The organism is Marinobacter sp. S0848L (assembly GCF_023016065.1).
GTDB lineage: Bacteria > Pseudomonadota > Gammaproteobacteria > Pseudomonadales > Oleiphilaceae > Marinobacter.
Map to the genome: position 1 here is coordinate 30,428 of NZ_JALKAQ010000002.1, position 18,785 is coordinate 49,212.

The 18,785-nt window shown below is 54.0% G+C and carries 18 protein-coding genes; 15 read left to right on the top strand and 3 right to left on the bottom strand.

All coding sequences use genetic code 11. The features are described from left to right. The first annotated feature begins 73 nt into the window (after window positions 1-73). From MWU64_RS03225 to putP, 12 genes are all read left to right on the top strand, one after another. Window positions 74-631 (top strand): YceD family protein, encoded by a 558-nt coding sequence (locus MWU64_RS03225; protein WP_247060886.1) that lies wholly within the window; start codon window positions 74-76, stop codon window positions 629-631. 30 nt (window positions 632-661) lie between these two features. Further along, window positions 662-841 (top strand): 50S ribosomal protein L32, encoded by a 180-nt coding sequence (rpmF, locus tag MWU64_RS03230; RefSeq protein ID WP_114333439.1) that lies wholly within the window; start codon window positions 662-664, stop codon window positions 839-841. 43 nt (window positions 842-884) lie between these two features. Beyond that, window positions 885-1,889, top strand: coding sequence for a phosphate acyltransferase PlsX (gene plsX / locus MWU64_RS03235; protein ID WP_348645540.1), 1,005 nt, complete (start codon window positions 885-887; stop codon window positions 1,887-1,889). 112 nt (window positions 1,890-2,001) lie between these two features. Beyond that, window positions 2,002-2,940 carry an ACP S-malonyltransferase gene (fabD, locus tag MWU64_RS03240; protein ID WP_247060888.1) on the top strand — a complete coding sequence of 313 codons (939 nt, stop codon included), beginning with the start codon at window positions 2,002-2,004 and terminating at the stop codon, window positions 2,938-2,940. A gap of 15 nt (window positions 2,941-2,955) precedes the next feature. Then, complete coding sequence (gene fabG / locus MWU64_RS03245) at window positions 2,956-3,699, top strand: 3-oxoacyl-ACP reductase FabG (RefSeq protein ID WP_247060898.1); 744 nt, start codon at window positions 2,956-2,958, stop codon at window positions 3,697-3,699. 133 nt (window positions 3,700-3,832) lie between these two features. Next, the gene (gene acpP, locus MWU64_RS03250) at window positions 3,833-4,066 is read left to right on the top strand and encodes an acyl carrier protein (RefSeq protein ID WP_114333443.1); all 234 of its coding nucleotides are present in this window, start codon (window positions 3,833-3,835) and stop codon (window positions 4,064-4,066) included. Between the two features lie 125 nt (window positions 4,067-4,191). Beyond that, window positions 4,192-5,439 carry a beta-ketoacyl-ACP synthase II gene (fabF, locus tag MWU64_RS03255; RefSeq protein ID WP_247060900.1) on the top strand — a complete coding sequence of 416 codons (1,248 nt, stop codon included), beginning with the start codon at window positions 4,192-4,194 and terminating at the stop codon, window positions 5,437-5,439. 7 nt (window positions 5,440-5,446) lie between these two features. After that, a complete protein-coding gene (pabC, locus tag MWU64_RS03260; protein WP_247060902.1) occupies window positions 5,447-6,265 on the top strand; it encodes an aminodeoxychorismate lyase in 819 nt (272 codons plus the stop codon). Continuing rightward, on the top strand, window positions 6,265-7,335 hold the full coding sequence (gene mltG / locus MWU64_RS03265; protein ID WP_247060905.1) for an endolytic transglycosylase MltG: 1,071 nt from the start codon (window positions 6,265-6,267) through the stop codon (window positions 7,333-7,335). The genes pabC and mltG overlap by 1 nt, the downstream gene beginning before the upstream one ends. After that, a complete protein-coding gene (gene tmk / locus MWU64_RS03270; RefSeq protein WP_247060907.1) occupies window positions 7,335-7,979 on the top strand; it encodes a dTMP kinase in 645 nt (214 codons plus the stop codon). The genes mltG and tmk overlap by 1 nt, the downstream gene beginning before the upstream one ends. Before the next feature lie 2 nt (window positions 7,980-7,981). Then, window positions 7,982-8,761, top strand: coding sequence for a helix-turn-helix domain-containing protein (locus MWU64_RS03275; protein WP_247060909.1), 780 nt, complete (start codon window positions 7,982-7,984; stop codon window positions 8,759-8,761). Window positions 8,762-9,063: 302 nt separating this feature from the next. Further along, window positions 9,064-10,554 (top strand): sodium/proline symporter PutP, encoded by a 1,491-nt coding sequence (gene putP / locus MWU64_RS03280; protein WP_247060911.1) that lies wholly within the window; start codon window positions 9,064-9,066, stop codon window positions 10,552-10,554. A gap of 274 nt (window positions 10,555-10,828) precedes the next feature. Here the strand turns inward: putP and MWU64_RS03285 are convergent, their stop codons facing one another. Further along, the gene (locus tag MWU64_RS03285; RefSeq protein WP_247062015.1) at window positions 10,829-13,423 is read right to left on the bottom strand and encodes a bifunctional aconitate hydratase 2/2-methylisocitrate dehydratase; all 2,595 of its coding nucleotides are present in this window, start codon (window positions 13,421-13,423) and stop codon (window positions 10,829-10,831) included. 258 nt (window positions 13,424-13,681) lie between these two features. Here MWU64_RS03285 and MWU64_RS03290 point away from each other — a divergent pair, with 258 nt between their 5' ends. Beyond that, window positions 13,682-14,290: a tRNA-(ms[2]io[6]A)-hydroxylase gene (locus MWU64_RS03290; RefSeq protein WP_247060913.1), complete on the top strand. Its 609-nt coding sequence runs from the start codon at window positions 13,682-13,684 to the stop codon at window positions 14,288-14,290. A 46-nt stretch (window positions 14,291-14,336) separates the two neighbouring features. Here the strand turns inward: MWU64_RS03290 and MWU64_RS03295 are convergent, their stop codons facing one another. Next, the gene (locus tag MWU64_RS03295; RefSeq protein WP_247060915.1) at window positions 14,337-15,218 is read right to left on the bottom strand and encodes a LysR family transcriptional regulator; all 882 of its coding nucleotides are present in this window, start codon (window positions 15,216-15,218) and stop codon (window positions 14,337-14,339) included. 139 nt (window positions 15,219-15,357) lie between these two features. On the opposite strand from MWU64_RS03295, the gene MWU64_RS03300 reads away from it, so the two are divergent. Together MWU64_RS03300 and MWU64_RS03305 are read left to right on the top strand one after the other, a co-directional pair. Further along, window positions 15,358-16,128, top strand: a complete 771-nt coding sequence (locus MWU64_RS03300) for a ferredoxin--NADP reductase (RefSeq protein ID WP_247060916.1) — start codon at window positions 15,358-15,360, stop codon at window positions 16,126-16,128. A 178-nt stretch (window positions 16,129-16,306) separates the two neighbouring features. Beyond that, complete coding sequence (locus tag MWU64_RS03305) at window positions 16,307-16,954, top strand: hypothetical protein (RefSeq protein ID WP_247060918.1); 648 nt, start codon at window positions 16,307-16,309, stop codon at window positions 16,952-16,954. 24 nt (window positions 16,955-16,978) lie between these two features. On the opposite strand, the gene MWU64_RS03310 is transcribed toward MWU64_RS03305, so the two are convergent. Next, window positions 16,979-18,784: a glycerophosphodiester phosphodiesterase family protein gene (locus tag MWU64_RS03310; protein WP_247060923.1), complete on the bottom strand. Its 1,806-nt coding sequence runs from the start codon at window positions 18,782-18,784 to the stop codon at window positions 16,979-16,981. Window position 18,785 lies beyond the last annotated feature (1 nt).

The following is an 18,785-nucleotide window of genomic DNA, read 5'->3' on the forward strand; positions in this document are numbered from 1 at the left end:
TAACGGGAAGGCTTGCCATAAAAGCGATTAAGTCTTTGACAGCAGGCGGTCTCCTCCCTAAAATTGCGCGCCTATGACTAAAGCGCCGAACGCCGAACTGCCAAAATCTGTCGAGCCTATCCGGCTGGCAGAACAAAAAGCGACACTTGAGGGGGTAATTCCGCTCGAGGGTCTTGCTCGTTTTGGAGAAGCGGTGGGTGGCTCGCAAGATGGCCGCGAATGCCACGCAAAGCTGTCCTTTTATCAGGATAGTGAGCGCCGGAGGGTTGTATCAGGAGAGCTGTCGGCTCCGGTCACTCTGGTGTGCCAGCGTTGCATGAACGACATGCAGGTCACGTTGACGTCGAGCTTTGATTTGGGTCTGGTCAGCAGTGATGAGCAGGCTCAACGGTTACCCAAAACGTTGGAGCCGTTCCTTTGTGAGGATTTCACAGCGGACTTGTGGGCAATGGTGGAGGATGAGCTTCTTCTGGTGTTGCCGCCGTTCCCGCTTCATGAAAGGGACGAGTGCCCGGCGAAAGAAGACCTTGAAGCGCTGGAGCCGTCAAACGCTCCGGCTGAGCCCGAGGCAAAGAAAAGAGATGATAATCCGTTCAGCGTGCTGGCGGGTTTCAAGACGACTAAGCATTAACGTTTTCATAAATAGGTCAGGAGTTTAACCATGGCTGTACAGAAGAGTCGCAAGACCCGTTCCAAGCGCGGCATGCGCCGTTCACACGACGCGCTGCCAACTTCCGCGCTGTCCACTGATGCAACAACTGGTGAAGTTCATCGTCGCCACCACGTATCTCCGGATGGTTTCTACCGCGGCAAGCAGGTTGTTGAAGCGCGCGACGAGTAATACTCGACGCGATATCTTCTGACCTGTGTCATATGGACGAGCGGTGAGTAATCCAATCACCATTGCCGTCGATGCCATGAGCGGTGATCGTGGTGCCGAGGTGGTCGTCCATGCTGCGCTGGAAGCAGTGCGTGAAAATGAGGCCTTGAGTCTTGTTCTGGTAGGTATCCGGAGCGAGCTCGAGGCCTTGTTGCATGGTGGACATCCCAAAATCCGCATAGTGGAAGCGGCTGATGTGGTGCGCATGAATGAGCGCCCCTCCCATGCTTTGCGCCATAAGCGCAATTCCTCTATGGCTATTGCTCTTGGCCTGGTACGTGACGGCGAAGCGCAAGGCTGTGTCAGTGCCGGTAATACCGGTGCTTTGATGGCGTTCGGACGTTCCTTGATACGCATGTACCCCGGGATCGAGCGACCGGCTATCGCCAAGCTCATTCCCTCTCTTCGTGGTCGCTGTCTGGTTCTGGATCTCGGAGCCAATGTCGACTCCAGTGCTGAAAATCTCTATCAATACGCGTTGATGGGTTCCTTGATGGCAACGGCTGTCTCTGAGCTTGCCGAGCCCCGTGTTGCCTTGCTCAATGTCGGCGAAGAAGAGATTAAGGGCAATGAGCAGGTTCGCCTGGCATCTCACATGCTCGCCCAGTCTGAAACTTTGAACTATATAGGGTATGTCGAGGGTAGCGACCTGTTTCGTAACGTCGCGGATGTTGTAGTCTGTGATGGGTTCGTTGGCAACATTGCGCTCAAAACGGGTGAAGGTGTTGCCGGGTTGCTGATTGAGTTGCTCGAGCAGGCATTTACTCGCTCTGTTTACGGGCGCATGGTGGGTTTGTTGGCTCGGCCGGTAATGGGGCGGTTGTTGCAGTTGATGGACCCCTCCCGGCATAACGGTGCCAGCCTTTTAGGGCTGCAAGGTGTCGTTATAAAAAGTCATGGAAACGCCAACGAGCGCGCTATGTTGGCTGCTATACGGCAGGCAGTGTGCGAAGTGACTCACGAAGTTCCCCGCAGGATTAATGAGCGGCTTGATGACTTGTTGTTTTAGGTCGTTTGAGACTAAAGTCGGCCCACATTAACTTACTTTATCGCGAATAATTGGCCGGGCTTGTACTATTGGCTAATCTCCTCCAATCCCCAATAACGATAAGATCGCTCCTATGAAATCAGCGTTTATTTTTCCCGGACAAGGTTCTCAGTCGATTGGCATGTTATCAGGTGCTGCTGAAGCATGGCCGATGATCGCTGAAACCTTTAGTGATGCTTCTAATGTGCTCGGCTATGACCTCTGGCATGTATGTCAGAACGGCCCGGCTGATGAACTGAACCAAACCATGGTTACCCAGCCCGTACTGCTGACGGCCAGTGTTGCTCTGTGGCGCCAGTGGTTGGTGTCTGGCGGGCCGCAGCCTAATTTTGTGGCCGGCCACAGTCTGGGCGAATACAGTGCACTGGTGGCTGCTGAGAGTCTCGATTTTGTTGAAGCGGTGAAGCTTGTGCAGTTGCGCGGTGAGCTGATGCAAGAGGCCGTGCCGGCGGGCGAGGGCAAGATGGCCGCGATATTGGGGCTGGACGATGCCGAAGTGATTGCCGCTTGCGAAGAGTCTGCGCAAGGAGACGTTGTTGCTGCGGTGAATTTCAATGCGCCGGGGCAGGTTGTTATCGCCGGTTCTTTGGCGGCGGTAGAGCGGGCTATCGAGGCGTGTAAGGCTCGTGGCGCGCGCAAAGCCATGCCGCTGCCTGTCAGCGTGCCTTCTCATTGCGCGCTGATGAAGGGTGCCGCAGAAGAGTTAGCGGATGCACTGGACGATGTACGCTTTAATGATGCTGTCATCCCGGTTGTGCAGAATGTCCATGCCGGTGTTGCGACAGACGCAGATACCTTGAAATCTAACTTATTGAAACAGCTCTACTCGCCTGTGCTCTGGACGGATTCAATCCGTACGCTGACCAGCGAAGGTGTCGGAGTAGCGGTTGAATGTGGTTCTGGCAAAGTTCTGGCCGGTTTGGTCAAGCGCATTGAGCGTGGTTTGCCGGTACATGGTATTGAAGACCCTGATTCTATGGCGAGTGCAATCGAAGCACTCAGTCAATCCTGATAGGCGGAGTAGGTTATGTCGTTGGAAGGCAAGGTAGCGCTGGTTACCGGGGCAACCCGGGGCATTGGTAAGGCCATTGCTCACGAATTGGCGCGCTTGGGTGCCGAAGTTGTTGGTACCGCAACAAGTGCTGAAGGCGCTGACTCTATCTCGGAAGGGCTGAAAGCGGCTGGTTATAATGGCTACGGTCTTGTGATGAATGTCGCTGACCCTGAAAGCATTGATGCGGGATTAAAGCAGATTGCCGAAAAATCAGGCGCACCGCTGATTTTGGTCAATAATGCGGGTATAACTCGTGATAACTTACTGATGCGTTTAAAAGATGACGATTGGGCATCGGTACTTGAAACCAATTTGTCCAGCGTTTACCGCACCAGCAAGGCCGTGCTGAGAGGCATGGCCAAAGCGCGCTGGGGCCGGGTGATCAATGTCAGTTCGGTGGTTGCCAGTATGGGCAACCCGGGGCAGGGCAACTACTGCGCGGCCAAAGCTGGTGTTGAAGGTTTTACCCGCAGTTTGGCGAAAGAGATGTCAAACCGGGGCATTACCGCAAACTGTGTTGCGCCGGGCTTTATTGATACCGATATGACTAAAAAACTGGACGAAAAGCAGCGCAACGCTATGCTGGAAATTATACCGGCAGGGCGTTTGGGTGAGCCGGAGGAAATTGCTTCCGTTGTGGCTTTCCTGGCATCTGATGGTGCTGCTTACGTAACAGGTGAAACGATTCATGTGAATGGCGGCATGTACATGGGGTGAGCCGCGTTTCGGGCGGTAATGCAACCCCTTGTCGTACAACATGTTTAACAGATCGCCCTGCTTGTCTGCAGGTAGGGTTTAAACTAAACTGGCAATCATTGAGTTGCTTGGTTGACACTAAAGTGAGGACATTATGAGTACAGTTGAAGAGCGCGTTAAGAAGATCGTATGTGAACAATTGGGCGTTAAAGAGTCCGAAGTTCAGAACACATCTTCTTTTGTAGAGGATCTTGGCGCTGACTCACTGGACACTGTTGAGCTGGTTATGGCCCTTGAAGAGGAATTCGAAACTGAAATTCCTGACGAAGAAGCCGAAAAGCTGGGCACTGTTCAGAACGCGATCGACTACATCGTCGCGCACACCTGATACTCTGCTGATCAGATTGCCAGGCGAAAGCCGTCCTTTTTGAAAATTGAAGGACGGCTTTTTTATTGGCCAAACATCAGTAACGTTGACGGAAATTTTTCAAGAACAATCAGGTGAATGAGGATATGAGCAAACGACGGGTTGTTATCACGGGCATGGGAATGCTTTCACCGGTGGGGAACGATGTAGCGTCCTCATGGGATGCAGTGTGCGCCGGGCGGAGCGGTATTGGCGCGATCGATCGCTTTGACGCAACCGACTACAACACTCGCATTGGCGGTGCCGTCAAAAATCTCGATATAGAGCCCTGGTTGTCCAGCAAGGAAGCGAGAAAGCTGGATGCTTTCATCCACTATGGCTTGATAGCTGCACAGCAAGCCGTAGATGACAGTGGGTTGGAGCAGTACGACAAGCTGGACCGTGAACGTGTCGGAATTGCTATTGGCTCCGGTATTGGCGGTTTGGAGTTTATCGAAAAGAACATCATTCAAATGGAGAAATCCGGGCCCCGCAAAGTTTCTCCTTTCTTTGTGCCGGCATCGGTTATCAACATGATTTCGGGTAACGCCGCCATCCGGTTTGGCTACAAGGGCCCGAACATCGCCATTGTCACGGCCTGTACGACAGGCACTCATAACATCGGCTACGCCGCACGGACCATCGCTTATGGTGATGCGGATGTCATGCTGGCGGGTGGTTCTGAAATGGCCACCACGCGTTCGTCGGTTGCAGCCTTTTCTTCGGCGCGGGCGTTGTCAACGCGTAACGATGAACCAGAAAAAGCCAGTCGCCCTTGGGACAAAGAACGTGACGGCTTTGTTTTGAGTGACGGTGCGGGGGTGTTGGTTTTGGAGGCGTTGGAGCACGCACAAGCCCGCGGAGCTACCATTTACGGTGAGGTTGTCGGGTTTGGTATGAGCGATGATGCCCACCACATTACGTCACCCCCGGAGGGTGGTGAAGGTGCGGCGCGATCCATGGCTAATGCGGTGCGGGATGCCGGGCTGTCGGTGGATCAAGTGGATTACATCAACGCCCATGGCACCTCTACGCAGGCCGGGGACGTTGCCGAAGTGGCAGCGGTTAAAACGGTGTTTGGCGAGCACGCCAAAACACTGGCCATGAGCAGCACCAAATCGATGACAGGGCACCTGTTAGGTGCGGCGGGTGCGGTTGAAGCAATATTTTCGGTCCTGGCCGTTCGGGACGGTATTTTACCGCCCACCATCAATCTGGATAACCCGGATGACGGATGTGATCTGGATTTCGTGCCGCACAACAGTCGGAAAGCGGATATTAAAGTGGCGTTGTCCAACTCTTTCGGCTTTGGTGGCACCAACGGCACGCTGATTTTCAGCCGATTTGAGGGCTGAGCCAGCCGTGGTCACACTATATTGGGCGGAAGACGGTGCTGTTCCGCCCGGGGATCGCGGGTTGGCCTACGGTGACGGGCTATTTGAAACCATCCGGGTTGACGGCGGCAATGCGGGTTTGAAGGCCTACCATTTGGACCGGATGACACGGGATGCGGCTCGTCTGCGCATTCCCGTTGACCGGGCCGAACTCGAGCGCATACTTGAGCAGGCCCTGATGCGGTATACGGGCCAGTATCCTGCAGATTCCTGGGTGCTCAAACTTACGCTCACCCGAGGCTCGGGAGGACGAGGCTACCGGCCAGCTCCCGAGCTACAACCCAACCTTCTGGTTTCTCACACGGCTTTGCCGCCTTTACCGCCTGCCACGGGTGTCGTGGCTGATTTCTCTCGTGTGCCACTCACCGTGAACCCGCTGTTATCCGGCATAAAATCCTTGAACCGGCTTGAACAGGTTATGGCGGCATCCGAGCTTCAGGACGGTGTGTTTGAGGTGCTGATGGCGAACGCTCAGGGCCATATTGTTGAGGGCACGCGCACCAATCTTTTCATCGAAACGGATCAGGGCTGGCGTACGCCGGCATCTGACACCATCGCCGTAACGGGCGTGATGCGAAGGTATGTTTTGGAGCGCCTGAGAGCGAGTGCGGAGCAGGTTTATGAAGCTCCCGTTTTGCTGGAGGACATGCTCGCATCCAGTTGCCGGGGCGTTTATTTAACCAATAGTGTCTTAGGTGTGGTTCCTGTGCGCACATTAGCTGGACAGGATTTGCCTGTTACCGGCCGGCTTGCGACAATCTGCGGCTCAACTCCAACAACGGAATAATGCGTGTGTTCAGGAAGTTATTAGTTTCAGTTTTCGCTCTGGGTGTGATTGCGGCAGCGGGCATCGGGCTGTGGGTATGGCAGGGCCTGGAAACACTGAAAAGCCCGGTTGCACTGGAAGAGCCGGTTTTGTTCAGTGTCGAACATGGCACCTCTTTCAATCGCCTGGCGCGCGAGCTTGCTGAACAAGAATTGGTTTCCGATTCGCTTTGGTTGAGGTTGTATGGGCGTTTAAAGCCGGAGCTTACTCGCATCAAGGCCGGGGATTATGAGTTAACGCCAGGAATGACCCCGCTTGAAATCATTGATTCGATGGTTGAAGGCAAAGTAAAGCTTTGGGCCGTGCAGTTTATTGAGGGTTGGACATTTGCAGAAATGCGTAATGCGCTGGCGAAGTCCGATAACCTGAAAAAAGTAACGACAGACTGGACTGATCAAAAAATCATGGAAGCCGTGGGCGCGAAGGGCGAGCACCCGGAAGGGTGGTTTTTCCCGGATACCTATATGTTCAGTAGCAGCGAAACGGATTTGGACATTCTGAAACGCGCCTACAATCGAATGACCAGACTGCTGGAGCAGGAATGGGCCGAACGCGCTAAAAACCTTCCCTACGATACGCCATACCAGGCTCTGATTATGGCCTCCATCGTTGAGCGTGAGACCGGCGCACCTTATGAGCGAGAGCAGGTGGCGGGTGTTTTTGTTCGACGATTGCAGAAAGGCATGCGACTTCAGACCGATCCAACTGTTATCTACGGTATGGGCGACAAATACGACGGTCGAATCCGCCGGCGCGATCTGCGCACGCACACGCCCTATAACACGTATCGTATTAATGGCTTGCCGCCTACGCCGATTGCACTTCCCGGGCGGGATTCCATTCATGCTGCGTTGCACCCGGATGACGGTGATGCTTTGTATTTTGTCGCCCGCGGTGACGGCAGCCACAAATTTTCAAAGACTCTGGCGGAGCACCAGAAAGCGGTCAGGGCTTTTCAGCTAAATCGCAAAGAAGGATATCGGTCTTATCCGGTTCCGGATGCAAAATCTAACAACGGCGGAGACAAGTAATGGCAGTTCGAGGCCGTTTTATTACCTTTGAAGGAACCGAAGGCGTGGGCAAGTCTACGCAGATGAAAAACGCTGCGCAGACACTGGAATCTCTGGGGATAGACTACCTGGTGACTCGAGAGCCGGGCGGTACGCCAATGGCCGAGACGATCCGTGAGGTGTTGCTGGCATCCCGCGCGGAGTCGGTACATGAAATGACCGAATTGCTGCTGATGTTCGCGGCTCGCGCTCAACATCTGCATACCCGAATCTTGCCGGCACTGGACGCCGGGCAATGGGTTCTGTGTGATCGCTTCACCGATGCAACCTTTGCCTATCAAGGCGGCGGCCGAGGTGTTTCTAAAGAGCGCATTGCAGTGCTGGAATCATTGGTTCAGGGTGACGTACGCCCCGATCATGTCATTTTGCTGGACGCGCCGGTAGAAACCGGAATGTCGCGAGCAAAACATCGCGGAGAACTTGACCGCTTTGAGCAGGAAGACATCGAATTCTTCCAGCGTATTCGGGACACTTACCTGGAACGCGCTACGGCTTCTCCGGCTCAGTACCACATCGTTAACGCGGCACTGCCTCTCGAGCAGGTTTCAGCCAGCGTGGCCGCTTTACTAACCGCATTGGTCAAAGCGCCTCAGCAGGTCGGGTAGTCATGCTAGATGCCAGAATCATAAAGCTCCCCGCCAACACACAACAGCATCACCACGAGCATCATCAGGTTGTTGTCGGGGTTCGCGGTGCGGCCGAGTTGTGTGTTGACGGGCTAGGGGCGTATCTCGATAACTGGAAAGCGTGTCTGGTGCCCACAGAGATTGAGCATGATTACTGTGGAGATCAAAAAAACCATGTTCTGGTGATTAATCTTGACCCGCAGAGCCGGGCGTTTGCGTCCTCGGCCCATCGGGAATACGAGCGACTGGCCCGAATGTTCGAAAAGCCCAGTACAGTTCAGATGGACCACCGCTTGCAGGGCTTGGTGCAATTTGCCGCAGGTGAATTTGACCGGGCGCCCGATAACGTGCCGCTGCACCGGCATCTGGCGGCAAGTATCTTGTATAGCATGGCGGACCGGATGGTCGATGGCACATCGATCAAGCCACCTCGACACAGCGTGAACCCGGAAGCGACACGCCGTTTTATTTTGGAGAACCTGCACCGGAAAATCACCGTTAAGGACTTAGCCGGCCAAGCCTGTTTGAGCGTCAGCCGGTTTCATGAAATTTTCCGGGAAGTTGCAGGGATTACTCCGCACCAGTTTTTGCTACAGACCCGCCTCGAACAAGCGTCCAGCTTGCTCGCTAGCAGTCAGCTGTCGGTTTCTGAAATCAGTTACCGAACGGGCTTCTCCTCACAGAGTGCTCTTACCAATGCGTTGCGAAAATACAAAGGAACAACGCCCTCCAGGCTCCAAATTGGCGAACATGTCGCATAATTCCGGCACAAACGGTGAGTACCGGAGGATTGTGCAAAAAAATCGTAGGATTTCGTAAGCCCTGAGTGGGTAGTAATACTAACTTGTGTCGCCTGAAGTCCCGTATTGCCGACTTGTTGTTGATTTCAGTCGCAAAATGCTGAAGTTTAACTATATTGAAGGAGTATCCGTGCGAGGTACGCTTCGCTCCAACGAGGATGGAATTCGGCTAAACAAGAATAACGGCGCAGTGGGCTGGCTTGAGCGCCAGGGCTGTGCTTAGAGAGCGGATCTAATCCGACTCATTAAACCGGAGGAGCCTTATGGCTATTGGTGTTTGGATCAGTCTTTTTGCTTACTTTGCGCTCATGATTGCCATCGGCATTTATGCAATGCGCACGTCGACGTCTTCGTCCGAAGACTACATGCTGGGTGGGCGAGCTCTTAGCCCGAAAGTGGCGGCCTTGTCGGCCGGTGCGTCTGATATGAGTGGCTGGCTGCTGCTGGGGCTCCCGGGCGCGTTGTACGTGTCGGGTCTGGCTTCTGCCTGGATCGGTATCGGCCTGTTCGTGGGTGCGTTTTTCAACTGGGTGCTGGTAGCACCTCGTCTTCGCGAACAAACGGTTCATTATGGAAATGCCATTACTATCCCTTCGTTCCTGGCCAATCGTTTCCCGACGAAAGCACTGTCGCTCAGGACTGTATCTGCGATCGTTATCGTGGTGTTCTTCGCGGTATACACCGCTTCTGGTCTGGTTGCGGGTGGCAAACTGTTTGAAAGTGCTTTCGCCGGCATCTTTAACTTTGGCGGGTTGAGCGACTACTCGGTTGGCATTGTCATCACCTTGGGTGTGGTTCTGGCCTACACTGTTGTGGGTGGCTTCCTTGCGGTGAGCATGACCGACTTCGTTCAGGGCTGCATCATGATGCTGGCACTGGTTATCATGCCGGCGGTTGTGCTGTTTGGTGAAGGCGGGGGCGGTTTTGCCCAGGCTTCACAGACCCTTAATGAAGTAGATCCAACCTTGTTGTCCTGGACCGAAGGCCTGACCTTCATTGGCTGGTTGTCAGCAGTTACCTGGGGCCTGGGCTACTTTGGCCAGCCGCACATCATCGTTCGTTTCATGGCGATCCGTTCGCTGAAAGACGTACCAACTGCCCGTAACATTGGTATGGGTTGGATGGGTATTTCCCTGATCGGTGCGATTTCTCTGGGTGTGTTCGGTCGCGCTTACGCGGTTCGTAACGGCCTGGATGTTGCCGATCCGGAAACCATTTTCATCATTCTGTCTGACTTGCTGTTCCACCCGCTGATCACAGGCTTCCTGTACGCAGCGCTGTTGGCCGCAGTTATGAGTACCATATCCAGTCAGTTGCTGGTGTCGTCTTCTTCTTTGACTGAAGACTTCTACCGCTTGTTCCTGCGCAAAGAAGCCACGGATCGTGAGTGTGTGAACGTAGGTCGTGCCTGTGTTGTAGCGGTTGGTCTGGTGGCGGCAGTCATCGCTTCTGACCCGGATTCTCAGGTTCTCGGGCTGGTCAGTAACGCCTGGGCAGGCTTTGGTGCCGCCTTTGGTCCGCTGATTCTGCTGTCTCTGATGTGGTCCCGTACTAACGGTGCTGGTGCCATTGCCGGCATGGTAGTGGGCGCTGTGACCGTTATGGTCTGGATCTCTCTGGGCTGGAATGGCAGCTTCATGGGTGGTCCTGGCGTTTATGAAATCATTCCTGGCTTCGTTGCTGCGTTCATCGCCATTATCGTGGTGAGCTCTGTGACAGCAGACGCCGGTGAATACCAGCATATCGAGCGGTAATCGTAAGGGTTACAGAAAGGGTATGCAGAGGGCTCCTACGGGAGCCCTTTTTTATGGACCAGACAATCTAACAGCGCGGAGTGAGGCGCCGGTATGGGGTAGCTTTTCTGAAGGGAAAAAGATGTCTGAGCGAAGCGAGTTATTTTTACCGAAAGAAAAGCTACCCCACGGCGGTGCCGGGACACTAATAAATGAGTAAGTTTTCGTGCAGGCACAAAAAAACGCCAGCCCGAAGGCTGGCGTTTCATTGGAGCTAAACCGAAAAGGTTAGGTCTTAAGCGACAGTCGCTTCAGACGCCTTCTTGGTGTAGTTCTCCATCTGGTCAAAGTTGAGATACTTGTAGATCTCAGCTGACATGCTGTCCAGATCTTTAGCGTACTCCATGTACTCCGCAGGAGTCGGGAGCTTGCCAAGGATTGCGCCAACAGAAGCCAGTTCTGCAGAGGTCAGGTACACGTTGGCACCATCACCCAGACGGTTCGGGAAGTTACGAGTAGAGGTCGACAGAACGGTAGACTTCGCAGCCACACGTGCCTGGTTACCCATACACAGTGAACAACCCGGCATTTCGGTGCGAACACCGGCAGTGCCGTAGATGTTGAAGTAACCTTCTTCCATCAGCTGCGCCTGATCCATCTTGGTCGGCGGAGACATCCACAGACGAGTGTTCAGGGAGCCTTTGTGCTGGTCAAGCAGCTTACCAGCGGCGCGGAAGTGACCGATGTTGGTCATGCAAGAACCGATGAACACTTCGTCTACCTTGTCGCCAGCCACTTCGGACAGGAACTTGGCATCGTCCGGGTCGTTCGGGCAGCAAACGATCGGCTCTTTGATGTCAGCCAGATCGATTTCGATAACGTGAGAGTACTCAGCGTCTTTATCTGCACGCATCAGCTTCGGATCAGCCAACCAGGCTTCCATCTGCTGGGCACGACGCTCCAGAGTACGTGGGTCGCCGTAACCTTCAGCGATCATCCAGCGCAACATGGTGATGTTAGAACGCAGGTACTCGGCAACAGAGTCTTCAGACAGGTTGATGGTACAACCGGCAGCAGAACGCTCGGCAGAAGCGTCAGACAGTTCGAACGCCTGTTCAACAGTCAGGTGCTCAAGACCTTCGATTTCCAGGATACGACCAGAGAATTCGTTGATCTTGCCTTTCTTCTCAACGGTCAGCATGCCTTGCTTGATGCCGTACAGCGGGATCGCGTGTACCAGGTCACGCAGGGTGATGCCCGGCTGCATGTTGCCTTTGAAGCGAACCAGAACAGATTCAGGCATGTCCAGAGGCATAACACCTGTTGCCGCGGCAAACGCAACCAGGCCAGAACCGGCCGGGAAGGAAATGCCCATCGGGAAACGGGTGTGGGAGTCACCACCAGTACCCACGGTGTCTGGCAGCAGCATGCGGTTCAACCAGGAGTGGATGATACCGTCGCCCGGACGCAGGGAAACACCGCCACGGTTGCGGATGAAGTCCGGCATGGTGTGCTGCATTTCAACGTCAACCGGCTTCGGATAAGCGGCGGTGTGACAGAAAGACTGCATAACCAGGTCAGCCTGGAAGCCCAAGCAGGCCAGATCTTTCAGTTCATCACGGGTCATCGGACCAGTGGTGTCCTGAGAACCAACGGTGGTCATATGCGGCTCGCAGTAAGTGCCCGGGCGAACGCCTTGGCCTTCTTCCAGTCCACATGCTTTACCAACCATCTTCTGGGCCAGAGTGAAGCCCTTGTCACCAGCTTCCGGATCTTCCGGCAGGCGGAACAGATCGGTCGGGCCCATGCCCAGTGCGGTGCGTGCCTTGGCGGTCAAACCACGGCCAATGATCAGCGGAATACGGCCGCCAGCCTGAACTTCGTCCAGAATAACATCAGATTTGAACTCAAACTCGGAGATAACGTCACCGGCTTCGTTCAGGATCTTGCCTTCGTACGGACGAATTTCAATTACGTCGCCCATGTTCATGTTGTCTACCGGAGCTTCGAATACCAAAGCGCCTGCGTCTTCCATAGTGTTGAAGAAGATTGGGGCAACTTTGTTACCGATACATACACCACCAGCACGCTTGTTGGGAACGCCCGGGATGTCGTCACCGAAGAACCACAGAACAGAGTTCGTGGCAGACTTACGGGAAGAACCGGTACCTACAACGTCACCAACGAAAGCAACGGGCAGGCCTTTGGATTTGATTTCTTCGATCTGGCTCATCGGGCCAGTTACGCCAGGCTCTTCCGGCTTCAGGCCGTCGCGTTCCATCTTATAGGCAGCGCGGGCGTGCAGCGGGATGTCCGGGCGGGACCATGCGTCCGGAGCCGGAGACAGGTCGTCGGTGTTGGTTTCGCCGGTTACCTTGAAAACAACCATCTTGGTGCTTTCAGGAACCTTATCCTTTTTGGTGAACCACTCAGCGTTGGCCCAGGACTCAACAACAGACTTGGCAACAGCGTTGCCAGCGTCCATTTTTTCTTTAACGTCGTTGAACGCATCGAACATCAGCAGGGTGTGCTTCAGTTCTTCACCGGCCAGCTCGGCCAGCTCTTCGTTGTCCAGCAGGTCAACCAAGGTTTCGATGTTATAACCACCTTGCATCATACCCAGCAGCTGAACGGCCTTTTTGCTATCGATCAGCGGAGAGGTCGCTTCACCTTTAACAATGGCAGTCAGGAAGGCAGCTTTAACGTAAGCGGCTTCGTCTACTCCTGGTGGTACACGGTTTTCCAGAAGATCAACCAGCGTTGCTTCTTCACCGGCGGGTGGGTTTTTCAGCAGATCTACCAGAGCAGCGGTCTGCTCGGGGTTCAGCGGCTTCGGGGGGATGCCCAGAGCTGCACGTTCGGCAACGTGTTCACGATAAGCTTCTAACACGATATGGACCCTCATCAGTTGAAATTTTCCTCGCCGGTGGCATGCCGCCTGGCGGGTGTTTTTTTACGAAAAGGCCGAAGGAGCCTCTGAATAACGCCTAAATTGGCCGGTGGGGTATTCAGATTCTATTCAGAGACACCTTGATCCGGCGCTGCATTCTATAGGAAAGCACGTATAAAGTTAAGTTGGACAGAGGTCGGAGCTGTCTGATAGCTGCGGTATACTCTCGCGTTTTCGAACCTGACCAGATTCAATGATATGACTGATGCCTTGAAGGAAATACATGACTTTCTGCCGTGCCGCACGCCTCAGCAGTGGATTGAGAATGCATTGGCGAACCAGGATTTGTTGCTGATCGACCATGCTCACTGTGAGAAAAAGGCAGCCTCGACCGCGCTCAGTTTGATGTATCGGTACGTTGAAAATACCGAGCTGCTGAACAAAATGTCGCGTTTGGCCCGGGAAGAGCTTCGGCATTTCGAGCAGGTGTTGGCGATTATGCAAAAACGCGGGGTGACCTATACGCATCTGACGCCAGCACGTTACGCGGGTGGCATGAGGGATCTGGTGCGCAAGGACGACCCGGGCCGATTGGTGGATGTATTGATTGTGGGGGCGATTATTGAGGCCCGTTCCTGTGAACGTTTCGCCGCCTTGGCGCCGTTTCTTGACGAGAAACTGGCCGAGTTTTACACCGGATTGTTAAAGTCTGAAGCGCGCCACTATCAGGATTATCTGAAGCTGGCTGTTCAGGCCAACAGGGCGCCGGTCGATGAACGAGTTGCGGAGTTTATGGCCGTGGAGAAAACGCTGATTGAAGAGGCGGATACTGAATTCCGGTTTCACAGCGGGCCCGTACCCGCTTGATGCGGAAGCCCGAACCTCGAAAAAGAGGGTGAGGCTCGGGCGCCCGTTAAAGCTGCTTGCACAGGTCTATCCATTGGGCGATACCGGCGCTGCGGTATTTTTGCTTGTGCAGAATAAAGTAAAACTGCCGTTTAAATGAACGGTGTTCCGGCATTGCAAGTGGCACCAGGCTGCCACGCTTGAACGCGTCAGCAAGCACCACCCATGACAAACAGCCGATGCCGAGATTGGCCTCGACCGCACGCTTTATGGCTTCGGTGTGTTCCAGTTCTAGCAACACGTTGAGGTCGGGTAGCAGGCCTTGCATACCTCGCTCAAAGCTTTGTCTGGTGCCGGACCCCTGTTCCCGCATAATCCAGGTTGCTTCGCGTAAATCGTCATCGGTTAGTTGTTTTTTTTGGGCCAGCGGGTGATTGGGCGCACAAAAAGCAATGAGTTCGTCTTCACGCCACGGCATAACTTCAAGTTCGGTGGCCTGCAATTCACCTTCGATTAAGCCAATATCCAGTTCAAAGTCTTTAACCCGCCGGGCGATGGTGCTGGTATTGGCAACCTCCAGTGACACTTTCGGCCGAGTAGGGGTGTTCATGTATTGAGCCATAACGCCAACGGCGAGATAGTTCCCTATAGTTAGCGTTGCACCGACTTTAAGTGCGCCTATTTCCGAGTGCTTGCTGAATGCTTGTTCTAATTCTGTAGCCTGAGCGAGCAGCGCTTCAGCTTTCGGGCGGTACAGTCGGCCAAGCTCGTTCAGTTGCAGCCGCTTGCCCACCCGGTCAAATAACCGGATATCGAACTGGCTTTCAAGTTCTTTCAGTGCGCTGCTGGCCGCAGATTGGGACATGGATAACGATTCTGCAGCCCGGGTGATGTTCTGAAAATGTGCGGCAGCGAGAAAAACTTCTAATTGGCGAAAGCTGTATTTCATGGTTTGGCTACCAAGGTATAATCTGTTTATTCATAAAATCGAATAGCATTATGAAAGCATCCCGTTTTGTCGATTTCAAGAAAAAGCTTACACTGAAGGCATCCTAAATTCTTAACCATTGCTAGCTTGCGAGGGCATCATGAGTAAGTTGATGAAAGAAACGGTGACCAGTGTCCATCACTGGAACGACACCTTGTTCAGCTTCAAGACAAGCCGGGATCCCGGATTCCGTTTCAAAAACGGGCACTTCGTGATGATCGGGTTGGAATCTGAAGGCAAGCCGCTGATGCGTGCCTACAGCATCGCCAGCGCCAACTACGAAGAAGAGCTTGAGTTCTTCTCTATAAAAGTGCCTGACGGCCCGCTTACGTCCCGCCTGCAGAAGATTAACGTGGGTGACGAAATTCTCGTGAGCCGCAAGCCGACCGGCACCTTGATTCTGGATAATTTGCTACCCGGCCGTAACTTGTGGCTGATCAGCACCGGTACCGGGCTGGCGCCGTTTATGAGCATCATCAAAGACCCCGAAGTGTATGAGGCTTATGACCGGGTTATTCTGACCCACGGTGTGCGCTACGTGTCGGAGTTGGCGTATCAAAGTGAAATTGAAGGCTTGCCGGACAACGAGTACTTCGGTGAGATGGTCAAAGGGAAGCTGTTGTATTACCCAACGGTGACACGCGAGGCGTTCCGCAACCAGGGCCGACTGACAGAAGCCATGGAAAGCGGCAAAATCACCCGTGATCTGGGCCTTCCGGAATTTGATATTGAACAGGACCGGTTCATGATCTGTGGCAGCCCTAGCATGCTAAAAGACACCTGCGCCATTCTGGATAACAAAGGCTTCAAAGAGGCTCGTGGCGGTGATTTGGGTCACTACGTAATCGAGCGCGCATTTGTAGAGCAGTAGCCTTACCGGTTTAGTTCAGTGCAGTAATCGAAAAGCCTCTTCGACATCCGTCGGGGAGGCTTTTTTTGTTTTTGGGCGGTTAAATAATTTGTAGCTTTACCATGTGTTAATGGCGGTGGGGCCTGTGTGGCCGGGAGGCTATACTCTCCGTAAATTGCATCTGTAAGGGAGACAGACAATGGGTGTCACCGAATGGTTTGCCGCGAATGCGCAATGGATCGCACCGGTCACCAGTATCGGTACGATGATGATATGGATTTTTTACGCGCAACTTTTATACAGCAGTTATGCTCGTCAGGCCCGGGCTCGAATTCTGATTAACCGGGCGGTGGGAGAAGAAGGTTTGGATTCGCCTTGTTTGGTGTGCAACATGAGCAGCGAATCTGTTTACGTGTATTTCGTTATGGTGCGGTTAGAGACATCGGATGGCGAGTTTTTTGTGCCTGCAACCGACTGTGGGCATGTTTCGGCGGAGCGAGATCAGGCCGATCTCAGTCGCCGAACACACCAAGGGCCGCTAGCATCCGGTTGTTGTATGCAGCTGTGTTCGTTCAAAGACACGCTGGACCGGGCAGCAAGGATAGCGGGGGCTCCCATAAAAGACGGCCGGCCGACAGACCCCGACGTTGAGCTTAACGCTATGGAATATCATGTGATCTGCATTTACGGCTCGGACAAGCGTCCGTTTGGTGCCATTCGGCGGTTTGAAACGAAGCCCGATGACAATGATCAATACCATTTGGTGGCGACAACGACCGATACCGAGAAGCGCTCGTCCTTAAGATATCAGAAACAAATTGCTCAGTGGCTTCAAAACCATGGTTGATGGCCGTCCCCATTTTTTTAAACGTTATCGCAACCAGTTGTGAAGCATGCTGGCCAAGCGTTCACTATCTGTCATCTCTGATCGTTTCCGCAGAAGCTGAGAAAGCACATCCGGGCGATCGGTGATGATGTTGTCTACGCCCATGTCAATAAAACGTGACATTGCTTTTGGCGAGTTTACCGTCCATACGAACAGTTCATTGCCCGCGTTATGGGCCCGTGCGACCATTGCCGGGCTGGCCCGGTTCGAGCGTATTCCCAGAATGTCGTAGCGGTCTTGCCACAGAGGGCCGACCACGAATTGGGCGAGCAGGGCTGTTCTGAGATTCGGGTCCAGCTCTTTTGCCCGTTCCAGAATAGGCCAATCGGCGGCCGCAATCACCGTGCCTTCAACCGCATCCTTTTCTTGCAGCACCGTCACCACCGCGTTGACCAACGCCTCTTCATTCCGGTTCGGCTTAAGATCAACCAAGAGATTTGCTTTGCCTCGAGTTGCTTCAATGGCTTCGGCCAGAGAGGCAATTCGTTCGTCCGCAAATGTTTCGCTAAACCAGGATCCGGCATCCAGCTTGCGCAATTGCGGGTACGACAGATCGTTAATTCGTTCGGGCAAACCAAAGATCCGCTGCATATCGGTGTCGTGCCAAAGCACCGGCACACCATCGGCAGTCAGCTGCACGTCAATCTCGATGTAGTCCGAGCCATCATTGATTGCTTGCCGAATGGCGCTGACGGTATTTTCCGGAGCAAGTGAGGCGTTGCCACGGTGTGCGGTAATCCCGACCTCAGTGCTATGGTTGAGCGAGCTGATGATCGGGTAACTTTGCGCCAATACCACCGCCACCACAATGGCTTCCAAAACCCAGGCTCGGCGTACCAGGGCCGTAGCGTCTTCAGGGACGGACGGTGTCGGTCTTTTGAATGGGTAGCCCGAACGCTCTTCGTAGTAAGCCATGATCAGCGTGCCGAAAGCCGAAGTGGCCAGAAAGGTGACGGCCAAACCAACTAACACGTAGCTCCCTACGAGCGTGATAACAGCGGGGAACAGATAGGCTCGGTTGTCTGGCAGAACCTGGAATATGCCCGTTGCAAGTGCATTGAAGATCAGCGTGATTAATGGCGGTATGGCAACCGTAAAAGCTGCGCCCAACGCCAGCGTTGTTGCGGCGTGTCTTGAGCGCTTTCGGGTGAGGTGATAACTCGAACGCAGGGCCGCTACCGGCTTGGCGCCGTTAAGCATGAGTCGGGGGATGGCCAGGCTCCAACGCACAACCAAGGTGCCGTTGGCGGCGACAAGGGCTGCAACCATGGAAAGGCAGAAAGCACCGTACCACCACAGTACCGGTGGGCGTTCAAGATTGAGTAAATAAGGGTCGTAATGATGGAGCAGCAGTTTTGATGCGCCGATGATGGCTGCGAGAAAAGGCAGCGCTGTCAGAAAATGGCCGAGGGTCAGCAGTAAAGCGAGGGTCGTCAGTCCAGTGATTCTGCGCACCACACCGAACAACGCGCGGGCGATACTTTTCATAGGATGCTGGTCATTTTGGGCAACGATCAGCGTGATGCCCGCCTGCTGGTAAACGATAATAGTGACCGTGACGAACAACGTAAAAGCTGCCCAGGTAACCCCGCCGGGCGAGGTCAAAAACCGGATCAACCCCGCCGTAGTGATTGCAGCTTCGCCGGTGAGCGGGCGTATGGCGGCCAAAGCGGCTGTCACCAACGAGGGCAGCAGGGCAACCGATACCCCGGTGATGGTCAGGTGCAAGGCAAGAAGTGCGCGGCTGTGTTGGCGTAGGAGTGCCAGAGTTCGATAGGTAAGCTTGAGCATA